The sequence below is a fragment of the Kitasatospora sp. NPDC058218 genome, assembly GCF_042882445.1.
Lineage (GTDB): Bacteria > Actinomycetota > Actinomycetes > Streptomycetales > Streptomycetaceae > Kitasatospora.
This window is the reverse complement of sequence record NZ_JBHVWC010000063.1, coordinates 1-17,358: the sequence shown is the minus strand read 5'-3', so window position 1 is coordinate 17,358 and position 17,358 is coordinate 1. Positions and strand designations below refer to the sequence as shown.

Here is a 17,358-nt window from a genome sequence, read left to right as displayed (position 1 = left end):
CCCGCTCGTGCGCCGGTCACCGTGACCTCTCCGTGACTCCTTCGTCGGCACGGACAACGCCGTACGGGGGACTTTAGCCGCCCGGCCAATCAAGTGGGGCCCGGTGCAGGAATAGCGTTCGTCCTGTGGCCGACGTGCGACCCGCGTCGGCATCCCCCGCATGAACCGAAGGAGAGCGTGCGCTCATGGATGCTGTGACCCAGGTCCCCGCGCCGGTGAACGAGCCGGTCCACAGCTACGCCCCCGGCAGCCCGGAACGGGCCCGCCTGGAGGCCAAGCTGAAGGAGCTGGGCGGCCAGGAGCCGGTCCAGCTGACCATGACGATCAACGGTGAGCGCCGCCTCGGCGGCGGCACCGAGATCCACGTCGTCCAGCCGCACAACCACGCGGCGAGGCTCGGAACGCTGCGCAACGCCACCCAGGCCGACGCGCAGGACGCCATCGACGCTGCCCTGGCCGCTGCCCCGGCCTGGCAGGCGCTCTCCTTCGACTCGCGCGCCGCGATCTTCCTCCGGGCCGCCGACCTGCTGGCCGGCCCCTGGCGCGAGACGCTGGCCGCCGCCACCATGCTCGGCCAGTCCAAGACCGCCCAGCAGGCCGAGATCGACACCCCGTGCGAGCTGGTCGACTTCCTGCGCTTCAACGTGCACTTCGCCCGCCAGATCCTGGCCGAGCAGCCGATCTCCTCGGACGGTGTCTGGAACCGCAGCGACCACCGCCCGCTGGAGGGCTTCGTCTACGCGATCACCCCGTTCAACTTCACCGCCATCGCCGGCAACCTGCCGACCGCGCCGGCGCTGATGGGCAACGTGGTGCTGTGGAAGCCGTCCCCCACCCAGCAGTTCTCCGCGCACCTGCTGATGCAGCTGCTGGAGGAGGCAGGGCTGCCCAAGGGCGTCATCAACATGGTGACCGGCGACGGCCTGGACGTCTCCGCCGTCGCGCTGAAGCACCCGGCGCTGGCGGGCATCCACTTCACCGGCTCCACCGCGACCTTCCAGCACCTGTGGCGCGAGGTCGGCAACAACATCTCCGGCTACCGCACCTACCCGCGGATCGTCGGCGAGACCGGCGGCAAGGACTTCCTGGTCGCCCACCCGTCCGCCGACCCGGCCGTGCTGAAGACCGCGATGACCCGCGGCGCCTTCGAGTTCCAGGGCCAGAAGTGTTCGGCGCTCTCCCGGGCGTACGTCCCGGCCTCGCTCTGGGCCGGCCTCAAGGACGCCTTCCGCGACGAGGTCGAGGGCCTCACCATGGGCGACGTCAGCGACCTGTCGAACTTCATGTCGGCCGTCATCGACGAGCGCTCCTTCGCCAAGAACAAGGCCGCGATCGACCGGGCCCAGGCGGACCCGTCGGTCGAGGTCCTGGCCGGCGGCACGTACGACGACTCGGTGGGCTACTTCGTCCGCCCGACCGTGCTGGTCTGCCAGGACCCGGCGAGCGAGTACTTCAAGGACGAGTACTTCGGCCCGATCCTCGCCGTGCACGTCTACGAGGACGAGAAGTACGAGGAGATGCTGACCCAGATGGAGTCGGTGTCGCCCTACGGCCTGACCGGCTCGATCATCTCCCAGGACCGCGCGGCCGCCCAGGACGCGATGCACAAGCTGCGGTTCGCGGCCGGCAACTTCTACATCAACGACAAGCCGACCGGCGCGGTCGTCGGCCAGCAGCCCTTCGGCGGCGGCCGGGCCTCGGGCACCAACGACAAGGCCGGCGCCAAGCAGAACCTGGCGCGCTGGAGCTCGACCCGCTCGGTCAAGGAGACCTTCGTCCCGCCGACGGACTACCGCTACCCGCACATGGGCTGAGTACCCGCCCCCGGACGCCCGGCCCCGCAGCCGGGCGTCCCCACCGGGGCGGCGGCGACCCGCACCGCCGCCCCGGTCCCCCTTCTGCCACCCTTAGAAGCACCAGCTCCAGGAGTCACGATGCTCCGTTCCGCCCTTCTCGCGGCCTCCCGCTCCCCGCAGGTCCGCACCGTCGTCGAGAAGTTCCCGCCGACCCACGCGATAGTCGAGCGGTTCGTCGCCGGCGAGGCCCTCGACGACGCCGTCACCGCCTGCGACGACCTGGTCGCCACCGGCCGCAAGGTCACCCTGGACCACCTCGGTGAGGACACCAAGGACGCCGCCCAGGCCGCCGGGACCGCCGAGGCGTACGAGCACCTGCTCGCCGCGCTCAAGGACACCGGCCTGGCGGCCGGCGCCGAGGTCTCGGTGAAGCTGTCGGCCGTCGGCCAGTTCCTGCCGGTGGACGGCGAGAAGATCGCGCTGGAGAACGCCCGCCGGATCTGCGAGGCCGCCGCCGACGCGGGCACCACGGTGACCCTCGACATGGAGGACCACACCACCACCGACTCCACCCTCGCCATCGCGCGGGAGCTGCGGGTCGACTTCCCGTGGCTGGGCGTCGTGCTCCAGGCCTACCTGCGCCGCACCGAGGCCGACTGCCGCGAGTTCTCCGGCCCCGGCTCCCGGGTGCGCCTGTGCAAGGGCGCCTACAAGGAGCCCGAGTCGGTCGCCTACCAGGGCAAGCACGAGGTGGACCTCGCGTACGTCCGCGCGCTGAAGATCCTGATGGCCGGCGAGGGCTACCCGATGATCGCCTCGCACGACCCCAACATGATCAAGATCGCCGGCCAGCTCGCCCAGTGGAACGGCCGCAAGCGCGACTCCTTCGAGTACCAGATGCTGTTCGGCATCCGCCCCGAGGAGCAGCTGCGCCTGGCCGGCGAGGGCAACACCATGCGGGTGTACCTGCCCTACGGCGAGGAGTGGTACGGCTACTTCATGCGCCGCCTGGCCGAGCGCCCGGCCAACCTGACCTTCTTCCTGCGCGCCATGGCGACGCGGGGCTGAGGCCCGCTGTTTCACCCCCGTGCCGCGAACGGCCCGCACCCCTTGTGGAAGGGGGGTGCGGGCCGTTCGTCTTTTCCGGCCTACAGGAAGGGCTTGGTGTCCAGCTCGAAGCCGAAGGGGGCGGGCAGGTCGAGCGGCTCGCCGAAGGCGGCGATGTGCACTTCGGTGTACTCGTCGCGGTGCGGCGTGCCGAAGATGCTGACCTGGGAGCGCTCGCGGTCGATGAGCAGGTAGAGCGGGATCGCCGCGCGGGCGTAGCAGTGCCGTTTGGCGATCCGGTCCTGGTCGGGCTTGGTGGACGTCACCTCGGCGACCATGGCCACGCCCTGCGGGTCCGTCCAGGAAGGGGCGCCGCGGAAGAGGCGGAGTTCCTCCGGGGCGAAGGTCGCGTCCGGGATGACGTGGTCGGGCGGGTGGTGTCCGCCGCTGCGAAGACGGAGGCCCTTGTTGCCGGACACCTGCATGTTCACGGCGGCGTTGCGGGACAGCTGAGTGATGACACGGGAGAGGAGATCCTCGTGATCGCCGTCGCGGGGAAGCGCAATGAGGATCTCGCCGTCGATGAGCTCGGCTCGCAGACCCTCAGGCGTATCCAGGGCCAGGAACAGTTCGAGAAGGATGGCGTTCTCCACTGTGTCCATGAGTTGTCCCTCGATCGAGTCTCGTCACCAGGCTAGGTGGTTCGAGCGTGGTGGGGGCGATGGTGAGTGAGGATCACTCGATGGTGTGAGTCCGGGGGCGGGCCTACGATCGCGTTGCTGGTGAACTTGGTGTCTGGTGAGAGGAGTTGGGGATGCTGAAGGCCTTCGCGGAGTTGTCGACGCCGTTGGTGGCGGACGCGTGCGTGCGGCTGGGGGTGGAGCTGCGGGCGGCGCCGGCGGGGGTCGGGCCGGTGGTGGCGGGGCACCGGGTCGCGGGGCGGGTGCTGCCGGTGCGGCACTACGGGAGCGTGGACGTGTTCCTGGAGGCCTACGGCACCGCCGGGCCCGGGGACGTGCTGGTCGTCGACAACGGCGGGCGGGTCGACGAGGCCTGCGTCGGGGACCTCGCGGTGCTGGAGGCGCGGTCCGCCGGGGTGGCCGGGGTGGCGGTGTGGGGCCTGCACCGGGACACGCCGGAGCTGGTGGAGATCGGGCTGCCGCTGTTCAGCTACGGTGCGTTGCCGCTCGGCCCGGTGCGGCTCGACACGCGGGAGCCGGAGGCGCTGGTCACCGCCCGGTTCGGGGCGCACCTGGTGAGCGCCGAGGACGTGGTGTTCGGGGACGCCGACGGCCTGCTGTTCGTGCCGGCCGCGCGGCTGGACGAGGTGGTGGAGACGGCCGTCGGGATCGCGCGGACCGAACGCGCGCAGGCGGAGCGGATCCGCTCGGGCGACACGCTGCGTCGGCAGACCGCGTTCGACGACTACCTGGCGCGCCGGGCCGCCGATCCCTCGTACAGCTTCCGGCAGCATCTGCGGCGGGTCGGCGGCGCCATCGAGGAGTAGGACCCCGGGGTCGGACAGGGCCTAGAGCGCGCGGTGCATGACGTGCAGGCCGACGTAGCCGTGGACGGGGTGGCGGAAGCCCTCGGGGAGGGTGCCCAGGATCTCGAAGCCGAGCGACCGGTACAGCTTCACCGCGCGCTCGTTGGAGGCCACCACGGCGTTGAACTGCATGGCGCGGTAGCCCGCTGCGCGTGCCCAGTCCAGGGTGTACTCGGTGAGCGCGCGCCCGACGCCCCGGCCGGAGTGTGCCGGGTCGACCATGTAGCTGGCGCTCGCGATGTGCGAGCCGTTGCCCATGTGGTTGCGGTTCATCTTGGCGCTGCCGAGGACCGTGCCGTCCTCGTCGACCGCGACGACGGTGCGGTTCGGAGCGGGGAGGAGCCACCACTCGCGGCCCTGCTCGAAGGTCAGGTCGAGGGGGTAGGTGAACGTCTCGCCCGCGGCGGCGATGGCGTGGAAGAACGGCCAGACGGACGGCCAGTCCTCGGGGGTGGCTTCCCTGATCAACATCCGGACAGGATGGCAGCTCAGCGGTCCGCCGGCCAGCGGTTTTCGGGTGCCCGGGTGGTGGGCCCGGGCACCCGGAATGTCAGAGCATCGAGGCGGCGGGCTTGACCATGGCGCGGGCGGTCTTGGCGTCCACGTACTCGCCGATCGCGGTCATCACCCACTCGCCGGAGTACTGGCGGACCAGCTTGCACATCACCACGCCGGTGTGCGGCTCGGACTGGGTGAGGTCGAACCGGACCAGCTCCTGGTTGGAGCCCGCGTCCAGCAGGCGGCAGTAGGCGTTCTTGACGTCGGTGAACTTCTGCCCGGAGAAGGAGTTGACCACGAAGACCAGGCCGCAGACCTCGGGCGGCAGGCCGTCGAGGTGGACGGTGATCGACTCGTCGTCACCGCCGCCCTCGCCGGTGAGGTTGTCGCCGGAGTGGACGACGGCGCCGTTGAAGATGCCCAGCTTCATGAACCAGGCGGTGTCCAGCTTCTCGCGCTTGGCGTCGAAGGCGATGCAGGAGGCGTCCAGGTCGATGTTGCGGCCGCGCCCGGCGGGCTCCCAGCCGAGGCCCATCCGGACGGAGGAGAGGAAGGGCTTGCCGTTCTTCTCCAGCGAGACCGAGCCGCCCTTGGTGAGGCTCACCCGGCCCTTGTCCAGGGTGACCTTGGTCAGGCTCGGCGCGGCGGCGGGCGGTGCGGGCGGGGCCGGCGGCATCGGGGGCGCGCTCTGCGGCAGCGGCGGGGCGACCGGGGCAGCGACCGGCGGGGCGACCGGAGCGGTGACCGGGGCCGCGGTGGCGGCCGCCGGGGCGGGCTCGTCCTCCACGGTGACGCCGAAGTCGGTGGCGATGCCGGCCAGGCCGTTGGCGTAGCCCTGGCCGACCGCGCGGACCTTCCAGGCGCCGCCCCGCTGGTAGACCTCGACCACGATCAGCGCGGTCTCGCGGCCCAGCTGGGGCGGGGTGAAGGTGACCAGGACCTGGCCGGAGTCGGCGTCCCGGACGGTCGCGGTCGGCTCGATGCCCGCGAAGGTGGCGCCGGCCTCGTCGGGGCTCGCCGTGACGACGATCTTGGTGATGCCGGCCGGGACGGCGGAGGTGTCGATGGTGATCGCGTCCGGGGTGCCGCCGGAGGCCGGGCGGTGGGTGACACCGGGGCCGTGCGGGGCGTTGAAGAACACGAAGTCGGCGTCCGAGCGGACCTTTCCGGCATCGGTCAGGAGCAGGCCGGAGACGTCCAGCGCCTTGGGTGCGGTGACCTCGACGGTCACCCGCGCGGCGGTCAGCGGGGCGTTGCCGCCTTGGGTCAGGACCGTGGACACGAACTCCTCCTCGGATGCGGTGGCACGGCGTGCGGACCCGAGTCGGGGGCGCCGTGCCGAGTGGTACCCACAGTAACGAACGGGGTTGTCGAGACGAGCCCGATCAAGGCGGTGACCTGTCGGGTTGTCGGACGGTCGGTCAGCTCGGCGGGGCTGCGAACGTGCCCAGCGCGGCGACGGCCCGCGGGCGCTGGATGCCGAACGCGGAGGCGCTCCAGCTCTCGACCGGGGCGGCCTTGCGGGGCCCGCCGGGAGCGGTCGCCCCGGGGCTGGGCCCGACGGACGTGGGTGCCGGGGACGTGGGCGCCGCGGGGGTGGGCCCGGCGGGCGTGGGCCGGCCCGTGGCGGATGCGCCGGTGGTGGGCGCGGTGGCGGGCAGGGCGCTGCGGACGCCGAAGGTGTAGCGCCCGGGCGCCACGTCGACACCGGCCGGGGTGGTGAAGCGGTAGACCAGGGTGCCGCGTTCGTGGTGGGTGGTGACCACGGCGCCGGCGAGGTCGGTCCAGACGGTGCCGGGGACGCCGGCGATGCCGCGGGCCGGTTCGTCGGCGACCGGTTCGTCGGGGGTGAGGCGGAGCTCGGCCTGGAGCGCGGTGAGCGGCTCGGCGACGGTCAGGGCGAGGACGTGGCGGGTGCCGTCGCGGCCGAGCTGCTGGACCAGGGCGGCCCCGGTGAGCGCGAGGTCGACCGTACCGTCCGGGGCCGGGTCGGTCTCGCCGCTCTGGTCCTTCGGGACCGTCGGGGCCTCGGGTGTCACGCCGGTCCAGCCGTCGGCGAGCTCCCCGAACTCCCCGGGCGGCCGGGCCCCGGGCGCGACGGGGTTCGGTGCGGGGGCGAACGGCCGCTGCGGCGAGGGTGATTGGGTCGGGAGCGGCTGGGCCGCCGACTCCGGCGCCTCGGGCTGCTGGTAGGGCGGACGGTCCGCGGGAGACCGCCCGGCGGTGGTCGCGGGGCCGTCCTGCTGCTGGGCGGGGCCGACGGCGTGCGCCGACGGGCCGTCGGACGGCCCCCGGCTGTCGGTCCGGCCCTCGGCGAGCGGCACGGTCGTGCCCGTGGAGGGCGAGCGGGGCGCCGGAACGGCGGAGGCCGGCGGGTACGAGGCGTGGAGGCCGGGGGAGGCCGTGCCCGAGGGCCGCCCGGAGGGCAGTGGCGCCGTCGGGGCGCGCGAGGCGTCGGGGGCGGAGGCGGCGTCGGCCCGTTCGGTGCCCGGGGTGGGCGGCGGGCTCGACCCGACCCGGGCCACTCCGGCCCGGCGTCCGACGCCCTGCTGCTCGTGGAGCAGCCAGGTGGTGGCGATGCTGATGCCGACCACGGTGGACATCGCCATCGCGGCGCCGGAGAACCGCAGGGTCGGCAGCCGGAGCCGGCCGCCGAACGGCTTGGGACGGCCGTGCCGGCCGTGCCGCTCGCGCTGCGCGTCCTGCTCGATCTCCTCGCGCAGAGCCACCCGACCCTCCCTCCCCGAAGTCGTCGCCGGATTCGCCGCATTCTCCCATGCGCCACCGACGGGTCCGAACCGCCGTCACGGGCGGACTGCCGCCGAATCGCCCGGGTTCGTCCGGGGCCGCTCGCGCGGGTCCGCCGGTGGACGCGCGTGGGCCCGCGCCGGCAGGGGGACGAGCGTACCAGCGGGCGCCCGGGCGCCGGCCAGCCCTCGGGCGGGATCGATCAACTCCGTGGACGGCCTTTCACTGAACGGAAGTTGACGGTCCGTCTGACAAGGCGGGTAAGGATCCACCGGTGGGCACGGGGATTATTGCAACCTCCTTGCAACCCTTGCCGGTCCGCCCGGTGGTGCCGCAGGGTGGGGGCATCCCACGCCGTCCCGGAGAGACCGTCATGCCGTCCGACCCGCTGTCAGCACCCTCCAGTGCCCCTCTCGCCGCCACCCCCACGGGCGGCGAAGAGGCAGGCTCCACCGCCGCTCCGGCGGCGGTGGAGGAGGTGCTGACGCTGCGGATCTCGCTGGGCGAGGAAGTGGTCGGTGAGGTGCGGACGCGGTTCCGGTTCGACGCCGAGCGCCCGTACGAGGTGCTGCTGACGTTCCATCTGGGCCGGCCGGACGAGGCCGATTGGGTGTTCTCGCGCGATCTGCTGCGCGACGGCCTGCGCTCATTGAGCGGCCAGGGCGACGTCAAGCTGTGGCCGGCCTACTGCCCGTGCCACGGCTCGACGTTGCACCTGGCGCTCGAATCACCCCACGGAAGTGCACTGTTGGAGGTCTCCAAGCCCAGGGTGCAGGCGTGGCTGGACCGGACGTACGCGCTGGTCTCGGAGGAGGCCGAGCACGCCTACGGCCCGACCGACGCCCAGCTGTCCGCCTTGCTGACCGGCGGCTGACGCGCGGGAGCCGCGGCGACGGTGTCGCCCGGGGTGCGCGGGCCCGGTAACGGGGGCGTCCCCGGGAGTCGGACGGCACCGGTGGCCAGGCCCGCCCGCAGCCGGCGCACGGCCGGCGCGGAGGAGACCGGCAGCAGGTCGTACGGGTCGTCCGGCCCGTCCACGGTGACCAGCACCGACTCGGCGAACCGGTACGGCCGGTGGGCCAGCAGGCCCCCCAGGTAGCGGCGCAGCCGGGACAGTTCGGCCCGCACGGTCACCGTCCGGGCCGGGTCGCCGAAGAGCGCGTCGGCGAGCTGCGCCGCGCTGTGCCCGGAGCGCTCGGTGGCGAGCAGCAGCAGCAGTTCGGCGTGGCGCGGGCTGAGCGCGTGCGACCAGCTGCCGGCGGCCCCGCGCACCGACAGCTCGGGGCGGTCCGGTCGGCGCAGGTCCAGCCGGAGCCGGGCCCCCTCGGCCTGCTCGGCGGTCACCGCGGTGGCGCCCTCGCCGGCCCGCTCGCCGTCCAGCGGTCGGACCGGCCGGACCAGCCAGCCGTCGGCGAACGGCTCGATGACGCACTCGCCGAGGCCGGGCAGCCAGTGCACGGCGGCCGAGCTCCAGCCCTCGGCGGGCAGCCGCAGCCGGGCGGGCGGCGGCAGGCCGGCCGCGCAGGCGATCCAGCCGGCGGCGTCGACCACCAGGGCCGGGCCGTTCACCCGGGCCAGCAGCGGGGCGGCCAGGGTGCGCAGGTGGTGCAGCGACTCCAGGCGGCGGGCCCGCAGCTCGGTCTCGGCGAGCCGGGCGGCGGTGGCGGTCAGTTGCAGCAGGTACGGCCGGACGTTGCTGGCCGGGCCGCTGAGGTTGATGGCGCCGACCAGCCGGCCGGTGCCCGGGTCGTGCACGGGTGCGGCGACGCAGGACCAGGAGTGGTGGCTGCGCAGGTAGTGCTCGGCGGAGTGGACGTGCATCGGCCGCTGGGCGCGCAGGGCGGCGGCGATGCCGTTGGTGCCGACGCTCTCCTCGATCCAGCGGGCGCCGGTGAGGAACCCGATCCGGTCGGCGCTGCGGCGCAGGGCGCGCTCGCCCTCCTGCCAGAGGATGTGGCCCTCGGCGTCGGCTATGGCGAGGATCAGCGGGACCTGGTCGCCCGGCTCCAGCAGGGTGTCGCGCAGCACCGGCAGCAGGACGTCGAGGCCGCTGGCGCGGCGGCGGTGCTCGACCTCGGCGGGGCCCAGGTGGACGGTGGCGGCGCCGGCGTCCGGGTCCAGGCCGAGGCGGCGCAGGCGGGCCCAGGAGTCGCCGATCTCGGGGCGGGGCCCGGTCGGCGGCTGCTCCTGTTCGGTCGGGTCGGCCTCCCGGGTCGGGCCGCGGGTGGCCGGTTCGGTCAGGGCGTGGTCGTGGAGCCTGGCCAGCTCCGCCGCGCTCGACGGAGTTCGGCGCTCGGGCCGTAGGGTCTGCCGTCCGGTCTGCCGCACTCGGTTTGCTCCTCGCCGCCGATCGAGGGCGCGTCGGGGCCGACGCGCTGACGAAAGAGTACGGGGGCTGTCCGGTCCTGGGGATGGGGTCTGCCAACTAGGGCCGGTGAGCGGTATCAGAGTGGACATGCCAACAAGCTATGGGTGTCCTGACGTCGGGAATCGGCCGGGCGCGCCCGGGGTCGATCCGTACCGAGGGGCCGGGCCCGCCCCCGGCGCGGATCGGCGCGATCCGCCCGCGCGCTGCTGGGCGGCCTCGACGGCGTGGTCGAGGTCGGCGGCCGGGGAGGGCGAGGGCGTCGGCCCGGTCGTCGCCCAGGGGGTGCGGTCCGGCGGGGCGCAGCAGGGTGTGGGTGCGGTGGCTACGGCGTGGAGGTAGTGCGTGAGGGCGCGTGAACAACTGGCCCGGCGGGTGCCATGGGTGCGCGCGCGGCGCATGGAGGCGCACGGGGGGCGCATGTCCGCATGCTGGTCACCGGCGCGCGGTTCGGCCGGGCGCCACTGCTCCGGGTGGCGGTCCGGGACGGCGGGGCGGCGGGGAACGGCGGCAGCGGGACCCGGACGGCGAGGATCACGGGGTGACCGGTCCGGTGGTGCTCCTCGGGTCCGCGCCCCCGCCCGCGTCGCCGTTCCCGCCCGCGCTGTCGTTCCCGCCCTCGCCCCCGCCGAGGAGCTCGCGCAGCAGCCGCTCGTCCTCGGTGGAGAGGTCGGAGACGAAGCGGGCCAGGACGGTGGAGTGGTCCGCCTCCCGCCCCAGCTCGGTGTGCATCCGGCGGGCGGCCAGGCCGGCCGGGTCCTGGACGGTCGGGGTGTAGGAGTAGGCGCGCCCCGCCCGGGTGCGCTCCACCGTGCCCTTGTCGTGCAGGCGGGCGAGGATCGTCGCGACGGTGGTCCGCGCCAGGTCGCCGCCGAGGGCCGTCTGGACGTCCTGCGGCGTCAGCGGTTCGCGTGCGGCCCAGAGGGTGGTCAGCACCTCGGCCTCCAGCTCCCCGGCGGGCCGGCGGGCGGACGGTACGTCGGACATGGCGTCGGTTCCTCCAGGACTCGTCTACAGTCATGTAGACCGTCTACGTCACTGTAGACGTTCGAGGGCCTGCTGCGCAGAAGCCGCCCTCCAACGTACGAGAGGTCCGCCAGCCTTGCTCCAGTCGTCCGCCGCTCCCGCCGTTCACGCGCTCGCCGTGAACCTGCTGGACGCCTCGTCGCTGCTCGCGGCCTTCGGGGCGCTCGGCATCGCCGTCGTGCTGTTCGCCGAGACCGGGTTGCTCGTCGGGTTCTTCCTGCCCGGCGACTCGCTGCTGTTCACCGCCGGGCTGCTCTGCGTCCCCGGTGCCACCGAGGGGCCGCAGCTGGAGCTCTACCAGGTGCTGCCCGCGGCCCTGGCCGGTGCGCTGATCGGCGCCCAGGTCGGTTTCCTGATCGGCCGGCGCGGCGGCCGCGCGCTGTTGCAGCGGTTCGACAACAAGAGCCTGCGGCACGGTGTCGAGCGGGCCGAGGAGCTGCTCGCCAGGTACGGGTACGGCAAGGCGATCGTGCTCGGGCGGTTCATCCCGGTGGTCCGGACGGTGCTCAATCCGCTCTGCGGCGTGCTGGAGGTGCCGGTCCGCACCTTCACCCTCTGGCAGGTGGTGGGCGGCGTGGTCTGGACCGTCGGGGTGGTGATGGCCGGGTACGCGCTCGGCTCGTCGGTGCCCAATATCGACCGGTACCTGCTTCCCATCATCGGTCTGGTAGTAGTTGTCTCCGTGATTCCGATTGTTCTTGAATTGTTCCGGGCCCGGAGGGCCCGGCGTCACGGTGGTGACGCCCGGTGACCCTCTCCCGCGCGCTGGCCGTCTACGACGGCAGCGGTATCGACGGCGGCCTCTACACCCGGGTGGTCGGGTGGGCGGACGCCGCGCCGCACTGGCTCGACCAGGTGATCAAGGTCTGGTCCGCGCTGGGGCTCGGCCTGTTCGCCGTCCTCATGCTCCTGGCGTGGTGGCGGGCGCGCGGTGCCGGCTCGACCGCGATGGCCCGGGTGCTGGCCTCGCCGCTGGTCGTGGTCGTCGCCTACGCCGTCAACTCCGGGTTCAAGAGCGTGGTGGAGGAGGTCCGGCCGTGCGCCCAGCTCGGGGTGCGCGGCACGCTGGAGACCTGCCCGGGCGCCGGTGACTGGTCCTTCCCGAGCAACCACACCGTGATCGCCTTCGCCGCCGCGACGGCGCTCTGGTTCGCCGACCGGCGACTGGGCGCGGTCGCCGCGGTCGCCGCCGTGCTGATGGGCGCCTCCCGGGTCTGGGTCGGCGTGCACTACCCGCACGACGTGCTGGTCGGCGCGCTGGTCGGGGTCCTGGTGGCGGTCCCGCTCGCGCTGGCCGCCGGACGGGCCGCACCGCTGGTGGACCGGGCGCGCGACGGTGCGCTGCGGCCGCTGCTGGGCGCGGGCGCCGTCGCCTCGGCGGCCGGTGGCCGGCCGTCGCTGGAGGCGCAGCGGCGCTGAGTTCCGTGACCTGCCCGACCCTTGTGCGGCGGGGGTGGCGGGGAGAGCATGTGAGCCGGGCGTGGGGCCCCTTCGGACGGGCACCCGCCCGGCTCAGTCGTGCCGGGCTGCCGCGGCACCCCGGCGTGCCCGTGGAGGGAAGTGCCGCCGATGCCGTACCGACTCGACCTCACCCAGGGCGACCGGCCCGCCGAGGAACTCCGCAAGGGCGTGGAGGGGCTGCTGGCCGAAGCCATGGTGCTCACGCTCGCCACCGCCGGCCACGAGCACGGCCCGCACGCCAACCTGGCCTTCTTCGCCCACGACGACGATCTCGTCCTGTACTTCGTCGGCGAGCGCGCCACCCGGCACAGCCACCACCTCGCCGATCAGGCCCGGGCGGCGGCCACCGTCTTCGTGCCGCCACCGGCCTTCGGCGAGCAGCTGCGCGGGATCCAGCTGACCGGCCGCGCGGGGGAGGCGTGGGGGCACCAGGCGGAGTCGGCGCTGGCCGCCTACCGGGGGCGGTTCCCGTCCTTCGCCCGGGAGGAGGACGACCGGCGGCAGTTCCTGACCGGCGGCGGGGCGGCGGCGCTCTACCGGTTCCAGGTGGAGGGGCTGACGGTGGTGGACGAGCTCCACTTCGGCCGGCGCAACTACCTGCGGGCGACCGTGGTGCGCTGAGCGGCGGGGCCGCGCCGACCGGCAGGGCGCGACCGGGTCGGCCGGACCCGTCCCGGTCGACCCTTGCGGACCAGGTTGGCTGTACAACTTTTCGGTCGGTTCACCTGTGCGCCGCTGTTCGGACTCCCCTTGGCCACCTCGCCGCACCAGTCTGGCCGCATGAGAGTCATCGTCGTAGGAGCAGGCGTGCTCGGCAGCATGCACGCCTGGCAGGCCGTGGAGCGCGGCCACGAGGTCGTCCACCTGGAGCGCGAGGCCGAGGCGCGCGGCGCCTCCGTGCGCAACTTCGGTCTGGTCTGGGTCAGCGGCCGGGCCGCGGGCGAGGAGCTGGACACCGCACTGCGGGCCCGCGAACTGTGGGAGCGGATCGGCGCGAAGGTGCCCGACCTCGGCTTCCGGGCCAACGGCTCGCTCACCGCGATCCGCACCGAGGCCGAACTCGCCGTCGCCGAGCAGGCGCTGACCCTGCCCGACGCGGCCGCGCGCGGCTACCGGCTGCTCGACGCGGCCGAGACGCGGGCCGCCAACCCGGCACTGCGCGGCGAGCTGCTCGGCGCGCTGTGGTGCGAGCGGGACGCCGCCGTCGAGCCGCGCACCGCCCAGCCCGCACTGCGCGCCGCGCTGCTCGCCAGCGGCCGGTACACCTTCCTCCCCGGGCGCGAGGTCCGCGAGGTGATCGGAGAGAACGCCGTCCGCGACGACCACGGCGACGTCCACACCGGCGACCTGGTCATCCTCTGCACCGGCGCCTGGCTGGGCGGCCTGGTGCGCGAGCTGGCGCCCGAGCTGCCGGTCCGCAAGGTGCGGCTGCAGATGATGCAGACCGACCCGCTCGGCGAGGAGCTCACCACCTCGGTCGCCGACGGCGACAGCTTCCGCTACTACCCCGCCTTCGCCGGCGACGCGCTGGAGCGGCTGAAGGCCGCGCAGCCGCAGCCGCCGGTCGCCGCCGAGCACAAGATGCAGCTGCTGATGGTCCAGCGCGAGGACGGCGGCCTCACCATCGGCGACACCCACGAGTACGACCAGCCGTTCGGCTTCGACGTCGTCGAGGACCCGTACGACCACCTGGTCGGGGTGGCCGAGGAGCTGCTCGGCCGGCCGCTGCCCCGGGTGCGCCGCCGCTGGGCCGGGGTGTACGCGCAGTGCGTGGACACCACCCGGGTCGTCCACCGGGAGCGGGTCCGCGACGCCGTCTGGCTGGTCACCGGTCCCGGCGGCCGCGGTATGACCTGCTCGCCGGCCATCGCCGAGACCACCGCAGAACTCACGAATCTCTAGAGGTAGTTGACATGTCGATTGATATCCGTCTCGTCGTGCTCGACATGGCCGGCACCACGGTGGCCGACGACGGCCTGGTCGAGCGGGCCTTCCAGGCCGCCGCCGGCTCGCTCGGCGTCGAGGCCGGCAGCCCCGAGCACGCGCGCATGCTGGAGCACGTCCGGGTCACCATGGGCGAGTCCAAGATCTCCGTCTTCCGTCACCTGTTCGGCGCGGAGGAGAAGGCGCAGACCGCCAACGCCGCCTTCGAGGCCGCCTACCACGACCTCGTCGACGCGGGCCACTGCGCCGCGCTGCCGGGCGCGGCCGAGGCGATCGCCGAACTCCGCGGCCAGGGCCGGAAGGTGGTCCTCACCACCGGCTTCTCCCGGGCCACCCAGGACCGCATCCTGGCCGCGCTCGGGTGGGAGTCGATCGCCGACCTCACCCTCTGCCCGGCCGAGGCCGGCCGCGGCCGCCCGTACCCGGACCTGGCGCTCGCCGCCCTGCTGCGCACCGGGACGGAGTCGGTCCGGCAGATCGCCGTCGCCGGGGACACCGGCTACGACATGCTGACCGGCACCCGGGCGGGTGCCTCGGTGGTGGCCGGCGTGCTGACCGGCGCCCACGACGAGGCGCGCCTGCGGGCCGACGGGGCGACGCACGTGCTGAAGTCGATCGCCGAGCTGCCCGGCCTGCTCGCGCAGGGCTGAGCGGACACCGGTTCCGGCACCGCACCGCCCCCGTCCCGCCCTCGCCGGCGGGGCGGGGGCGGTGCGGTGTCGCGCAAAAGCCGTTGCGCCCGGGCCGGTTCGCCGGGAGGCTGACCGGCCGGAGGCGGTGAACATGACCGAGGTGGTACTGGAACTGTCGGTGCGGGATCTGCTGCGCGCCGACCTGGAGTCGTGCGGGTGGTCGGGTTCGGATCTCCATCTCGCCGATGTGGCGGAACAGTTGGTGCGTGCCGGGCGCGGTGAGGTCGACTACCTCGCGGTCTGCACGCCGACGGACGTGCCGGTGGCGAAGGCCGGTGTCGACTACCGGGCGGCAGCGGGCGCCGGGACGATCTGGCAGCTGGCCGTCCACCCCGCGTTGCAGTCCTGCGGGATCGGCACGCTCCTCGTCGGGGCCGCGGAGCAGCGGATCAGGGGCCGCGGGCTGCGCCGTGCCGAGCTCGCGGTGGAGGAGGACAACCCGCGGGCCCGGGCCCTGTACGAGCGGCTGGGCTACGTCGCCTACGACCGCCGGCCCGACGCGTGGGACGAGCGGGCCCCGGACGGCTCGCTGCGCCGGTACGAGACGATGTGCACCCTGCTGCGCAAGGAACTGCCCCCGGGAGCCGACCGCTCCGGGTGAGCGCGGACCACCCGGCGCACCCGTGCGCGCACACCGATCGGCCGTTGCGGCGGTGACGGTCGCCGGTGAGCAGGCACGCCGTGCGGAAGAGCTGGTCGCTGCGGGCATGGGCGAACTCCAGGAAGTCCGCGGGTGTGTTCCCCACCGATTGGTCCCTTCTCGATCTGATGTCACCCGTATGCACGCGCCGGGACCGGTCGCGCGTTACAGGGTTTCCGGGTTCGCGTCCCGGGCGTTCGGCTGCGGCGGGGCGGACGCGCCCGCCCGGCAGCGGAGTTCCCGCCCGCCCCCGGGGCACCGGAGGCGGGCCCCGGGCGAGGTTCAGCGGACTCCGAGGAGCGCGGGCAGTTCGCGCATGTCGTGGAAGACGACGGTGCCGGGGCCGGCCAGGCGGTCGGCGGGGGTGGGACCGCCGGCGTACCCGAAGGCGCGCATGCCGGCCGCGCGGGCGGCCTGGACGCCGGGCGCGCTGTCCTCGACCACGGCGCAGGCGGACGGCGGGACGCCCATCTTCGAGGCCGCGTACAGGAAGAGGTCCGGGGCGGGCTTGCCGCGGTCGACCTCGGTGGCGCTGTGGATCCGGCCCGCGAAGTGCTCGTAGAGGCCGGTACGGCCGAGGGTGTGGCGCATCTTCTCGTGCGAGCCGCTGGAGGCGACACAGGTCGGCAGGGTGAGGGCGGCCAGGGCCTCGGGGAGTCCGTCGACGGCGGTGAGGCCGGCGTCCACCTCCTCGGCGTGGAGCTGCTCGAAGCGCTTCCACCAGAGCGCGGCCGTCGCCTCGCCGAGCCGGGCGGTGATCTGCTCGGTGATCGAGGCCTGGGAGCGGCCGATGAAGCGCTCGATCACCTCCGCCTCGGTCAGCGGCCAGCCGAACTCCGCACCCAGGGCGGTCTGGACCCGGGCCGCGATGCGTTCGCTGTCGACCAGGACGCCGTCGCAGTCGAATATCACCAGTTCTATCGGTTCGATCATGTCCGCAGGATAGGAGGAGCGGGACGTCGGGCGGGCCGACGTCCCGCTCGCACGGTGCACGGGCTCAGTGCAGGGTGCCCGCGTAGCGCTGGGTGAAGCGGGTGCCGGTGGGGGCGGTGACGACGACGTCGTAGCGGGAGCGGTCGAGGGGGTAGGCGACGGTGGTGTCGGCCCCCGGGGCGACCCGGACGGTCTGGACGGTGCCCGCGTAGTCGTTGGGGGTGAGGGTGAAGGTGATCGCGGTCCGGCCGGCGTTGGCCAGGCGGACGGTGAGCGCGGTGGCGCCCGGGGTGGCGGTCACCACGGGCACGGCGATGTCGTCCTGGTCGGTGCGGACGACGGTGCCGGCGAAGCGGCGGACGAAGCCGTCGGGGCCGTGGACGGTGAAGTCGTAGCGGCCGTCGGTGGCGGCGGCGTCCCAGGTGTAGCCGCGGGTGGCGCCGGGAGCGACGGTGAACGGGGTGCCGGCGAAGGCGTACACGATGTTGGGGTAGACGGTGTAGGGGAAGGCGACCGTGCCGTTGTTGCTCAGGGTGCAGGTGATCAGGCCGGTGGTGCGGTCGACGGCGATGTCGGCCCAGGGCTGGTAGGGCAGGTGGCGGTGGGGGCGTTCGCCGGGTTCCTGGACGGGCATGGACTGGGTGCCGGTGGCGGGCAGGGCG

General features: G+C 73.9%; 18 protein-coding genes. 10 read left to right on the top strand and 8 right to left on the bottom strand.

Going from position 1 to position 17,358, the window contains the following annotated elements; all coding sequences use genetic code 11:
- The first annotated feature begins 185 nt into the window (after positions 1-185).
- Together pruA and ACFVYI_RS32785 are read left to right on the top strand one after the other, a co-directional pair.
- Positions 186-1,814 (top strand): L-glutamate gamma-semialdehyde dehydrogenase, encoded by a 1,629-nt coding sequence (gene pruA / locus ACFVYI_RS32790; RefSeq protein WP_387892329.1) that lies wholly within the window; start codon positions 186-188, stop codon positions 1,812-1,814.
- Between the two features lie 120 nt (positions 1,815-1,934).
- Entirely contained in the window at positions 1,935-2,864 is a 930-nt protein-coding gene (locus ACFVYI_RS32785) for a proline dehydrogenase family protein (RefSeq protein WP_387892327.1), read from the top strand.
- A gap of 80 nt (positions 2,865-2,944) precedes the next feature.
- Here ACFVYI_RS32785 and ACFVYI_RS32780 read toward each other — a convergent pair whose 3' ends face one another.
- The gene (locus tag ACFVYI_RS32780; protein WP_387892326.1) at positions 2,945-3,505 is read right to left on the bottom strand and encodes a Uma2 family endonuclease; all 561 of its coding nucleotides are present in this window, start codon (positions 3,503-3,505) and stop codon (positions 2,945-2,947) included.
- A gap of 152 nt (positions 3,506-3,657) precedes the next feature.
- Between ACFVYI_RS32780 and ACFVYI_RS32775 the strand changes: the two genes are divergently transcribed.
- Positions 3,658-4,350: an RraA family protein gene (locus ACFVYI_RS32775; protein WP_387892324.1), complete on the top strand. Its 693-nt coding sequence runs from the start codon at positions 3,658-3,660 to the stop codon at positions 4,348-4,350.
- Positions 4,351-4,371: 21 nt separating this feature from the next.
- Here the strand turns inward: ACFVYI_RS32775 and ACFVYI_RS32770 are convergent, their stop codons facing one another.
- The 3 genes from ACFVYI_RS32770 to ACFVYI_RS32760 all read right to left on the bottom strand — a co-directional run bounded on the left by ACFVYI_RS32770 (position 4,372) and on the right by ACFVYI_RS32760 (position 7,616).
- On the bottom strand, positions 4,372-4,860 hold the full coding sequence (locus tag ACFVYI_RS32770; RefSeq protein ID WP_387892322.1) for a GNAT family N-acetyltransferase: 489 nt from the start codon (positions 4,858-4,860) through the stop codon (positions 4,372-4,374).
- A 79-nt stretch (positions 4,861-4,939) separates the two neighbouring features.
- Complete coding sequence (locus tag ACFVYI_RS32765; RefSeq protein ID WP_387892394.1) at positions 4,940-6,157, bottom strand: TerD family protein; 1,218 nt, start codon at positions 6,155-6,157, stop codon at positions 4,940-4,942.
- A 151-nt stretch (positions 6,158-6,308) separates the two neighbouring features.
- Complete coding sequence (locus ACFVYI_RS32760) at positions 6,309-7,616, bottom strand: hypothetical protein (protein ID WP_387892320.1); 1,308 nt, start codon at positions 7,614-7,616, stop codon at positions 6,309-6,311.
- A 392-nt stretch (positions 7,617-8,008) separates the two neighbouring features.
- On the opposite strand from ACFVYI_RS32760, the gene ACFVYI_RS32755 reads away from it, so the two are divergent.
- Positions 8,009-8,509, top strand: coding sequence for an SsgA family sporulation/cell division regulator (locus ACFVYI_RS32755; protein ID WP_387892318.1), 501 nt, complete (start codon positions 8,009-8,011; stop codon positions 8,507-8,509).
- Here the strand turns inward: ACFVYI_RS32755 and ACFVYI_RS32750 are convergent.
- Positions 8,461-9,963 carry a GAF domain-containing protein gene (locus tag ACFVYI_RS32750; RefSeq protein ID WP_387892316.1) on the bottom strand — a complete coding sequence of 501 codons (1,503 nt, stop codon included), beginning with the start codon at positions 9,961-9,963 and terminating at the stop codon, positions 8,461-8,463. The two genes, ACFVYI_RS32755 and ACFVYI_RS32750, sit on opposite strands and share 49 nt — an antisense overlap.
- A gap of 571 nt (positions 9,964-10,534) precedes the next feature.
- Complete coding sequence (locus tag ACFVYI_RS32745) at positions 10,535-10,987, bottom strand: BlaI/MecI/CopY family transcriptional regulator (protein ID WP_387892314.1); 453 nt, start codon at positions 10,985-10,987, stop codon at positions 10,535-10,537.
- Positions 10,988-11,102: 115 nt separating this feature from the next.
- On the opposite strand from ACFVYI_RS32745, the gene ACFVYI_RS32740 reads away from it, so the two are divergent.
- The 6 genes from ACFVYI_RS32740 (at position 11,103) to ACFVYI_RS32715 (ending at position 15,724) form a co-directional block, all read left to right on the top strand.
- Positions 11,103-11,777 (top strand): DedA family protein, encoded by a 675-nt coding sequence (locus tag ACFVYI_RS32740; RefSeq protein WP_387892312.1) that lies wholly within the window; start codon positions 11,103-11,105, stop codon positions 11,775-11,777.
- On the top strand, positions 11,774-12,445 hold the full coding sequence (locus tag ACFVYI_RS32735) for a phosphatase PAP2 family protein (protein ID WP_387892310.1): 672 nt from the start codon (positions 11,774-11,776) through the stop codon (positions 12,443-12,445). Before ACFVYI_RS32740 ends, ACFVYI_RS32735 begins: the two co-directional genes overlap by 4 nt.
- A 150-nt stretch (positions 12,446-12,595) precedes the next feature.
- Entirely contained in the window at positions 12,596-13,108 is a 513-nt protein-coding gene (locus tag ACFVYI_RS32730; RefSeq protein ID WP_387892308.1) for a pyridoxamine 5'-phosphate oxidase family protein, read from the top strand.
- Between the two features lie 159 nt (positions 13,109-13,267).
- Positions 13,268-14,389 carry a TIGR03364 family FAD-dependent oxidoreductase gene (locus ACFVYI_RS32725; RefSeq protein WP_387892306.1) on the top strand — a complete coding sequence of 374 codons (1,122 nt, stop codon included), beginning with the start codon at positions 13,268-13,270 and terminating at the stop codon, positions 14,387-14,389.
- An 11-nt stretch (positions 14,390-14,400) separates the two neighbouring features.
- Complete coding sequence (locus ACFVYI_RS32720) at positions 14,401-15,081, top strand: phosphonatase-like hydrolase (protein WP_387892304.1); 681 nt, start codon at positions 14,401-14,403, stop codon at positions 15,079-15,081.
- A gap of 133 nt (positions 15,082-15,214) precedes the next feature.
- Positions 15,215-15,724 carry a GNAT family N-acetyltransferase gene (locus tag ACFVYI_RS32715; protein ID WP_387892302.1) on the top strand — a complete coding sequence of 170 codons (510 nt, stop codon included), beginning with the start codon at positions 15,215-15,217 and terminating at the stop codon, positions 15,722-15,724.
- A 321-nt stretch (positions 15,725-16,045) separates the two neighbouring features.
- Here the strand turns inward: ACFVYI_RS32715 and ACFVYI_RS32710 are convergent, their stop codons facing one another.
- Together ACFVYI_RS32710 and ACFVYI_RS32705 are read right to left on the bottom strand one after the other, a co-directional pair.
- Positions 16,046-16,696: an HAD family hydrolase gene (locus tag ACFVYI_RS32710; protein ID WP_387892300.1), complete on the bottom strand. Its 651-nt coding sequence runs from the start codon at positions 16,694-16,696 to the stop codon at positions 16,046-16,048.
- Positions 16,697-16,760: 64 nt separating this feature from the next.
- On the bottom strand, positions 16,761-17,358 hold a 598-nt coding region (locus tag ACFVYI_RS32705; RefSeq protein ID WP_387892298.1), incomplete at its 5' end, for a phospholipase domain-containing protein.

Excerpts from the sequence above, each read along its gene's own strand:
- pruA (WP_387892329.1), top strand. The coding sequence starts at position 186 with ATGGATGCTGTGACCCAGGTCCCCGCGCCGGTGAACGAGCCGGTCCAC.
- ACFVYI_RS32785 (WP_387892327.1), top strand. The coding sequence starts at position 1,935 with ATGCTCCGTTCCGCCCTTCTCGCGGCCTCCCGCTCCCCGCAGGTCCGC.
- ACFVYI_RS32780 (WP_387892326.1), bottom strand. The coding sequence starts at position 3,505 with ATGGACACAGTGGAGAACGCCATCCTTCTCGAACTGTTCCTGGCCCTG.
- ACFVYI_RS32775 (WP_387892324.1), top strand. The coding sequence starts at position 3,658 with ATGCTGAAGGCCTTCGCGGAGTTGTCGACGCCGTTGGTGGCGGACGCG.
- ACFVYI_RS32770 (WP_387892322.1), bottom strand. The coding sequence starts at position 4,860 with ATGTTGATCAGGGAAGCCACCCCCGAGGACTGGCCGTCCGTCTGGCCG.
- ACFVYI_RS32755 (WP_387892318.1), top strand. The coding sequence starts at position 8,009 with ATGCCGTCCGACCCGCTGTCAGCACCCTCCAGTGCCCCTCTCGCCGCC.
- ACFVYI_RS32745 (WP_387892314.1), bottom strand. The coding sequence starts at position 10,987 with ATGTCCGACGTACCGTCCGCCCGCCGGCCCGCCGGGGAGCTGGAGGCC.
- ACFVYI_RS32730 (WP_387892308.1), top strand. The coding sequence starts at position 12,596 with ATGCCGTACCGACTCGACCTCACCCAGGGCGACCGGCCCGCCGAGGAA.
- ACFVYI_RS32725 (WP_387892306.1), top strand. The coding sequence starts at position 13,268 with ATGAGAGTCATCGTCGTAGGAGCAGGCGTGCTCGGCAGCATGCACGCC.
- ACFVYI_RS32720 (WP_387892304.1), top strand. The coding sequence starts at position 14,401 with ATGTCGATTGATATCCGTCTCGTCGTGCTCGACATGGCCGGCACCACG.
- ACFVYI_RS32715 (WP_387892302.1), top strand. The coding sequence starts at position 15,215 with ATGACCGAGGTGGTACTGGAACTGTCGGTGCGGGATCTGCTGCGCGCC.
- ACFVYI_RS32710 (WP_387892300.1), bottom strand. The coding sequence starts at position 16,696 with ATGATCGAACCGATAGAACTGGTGATATTCGACTGCGACGGCGTCCTG.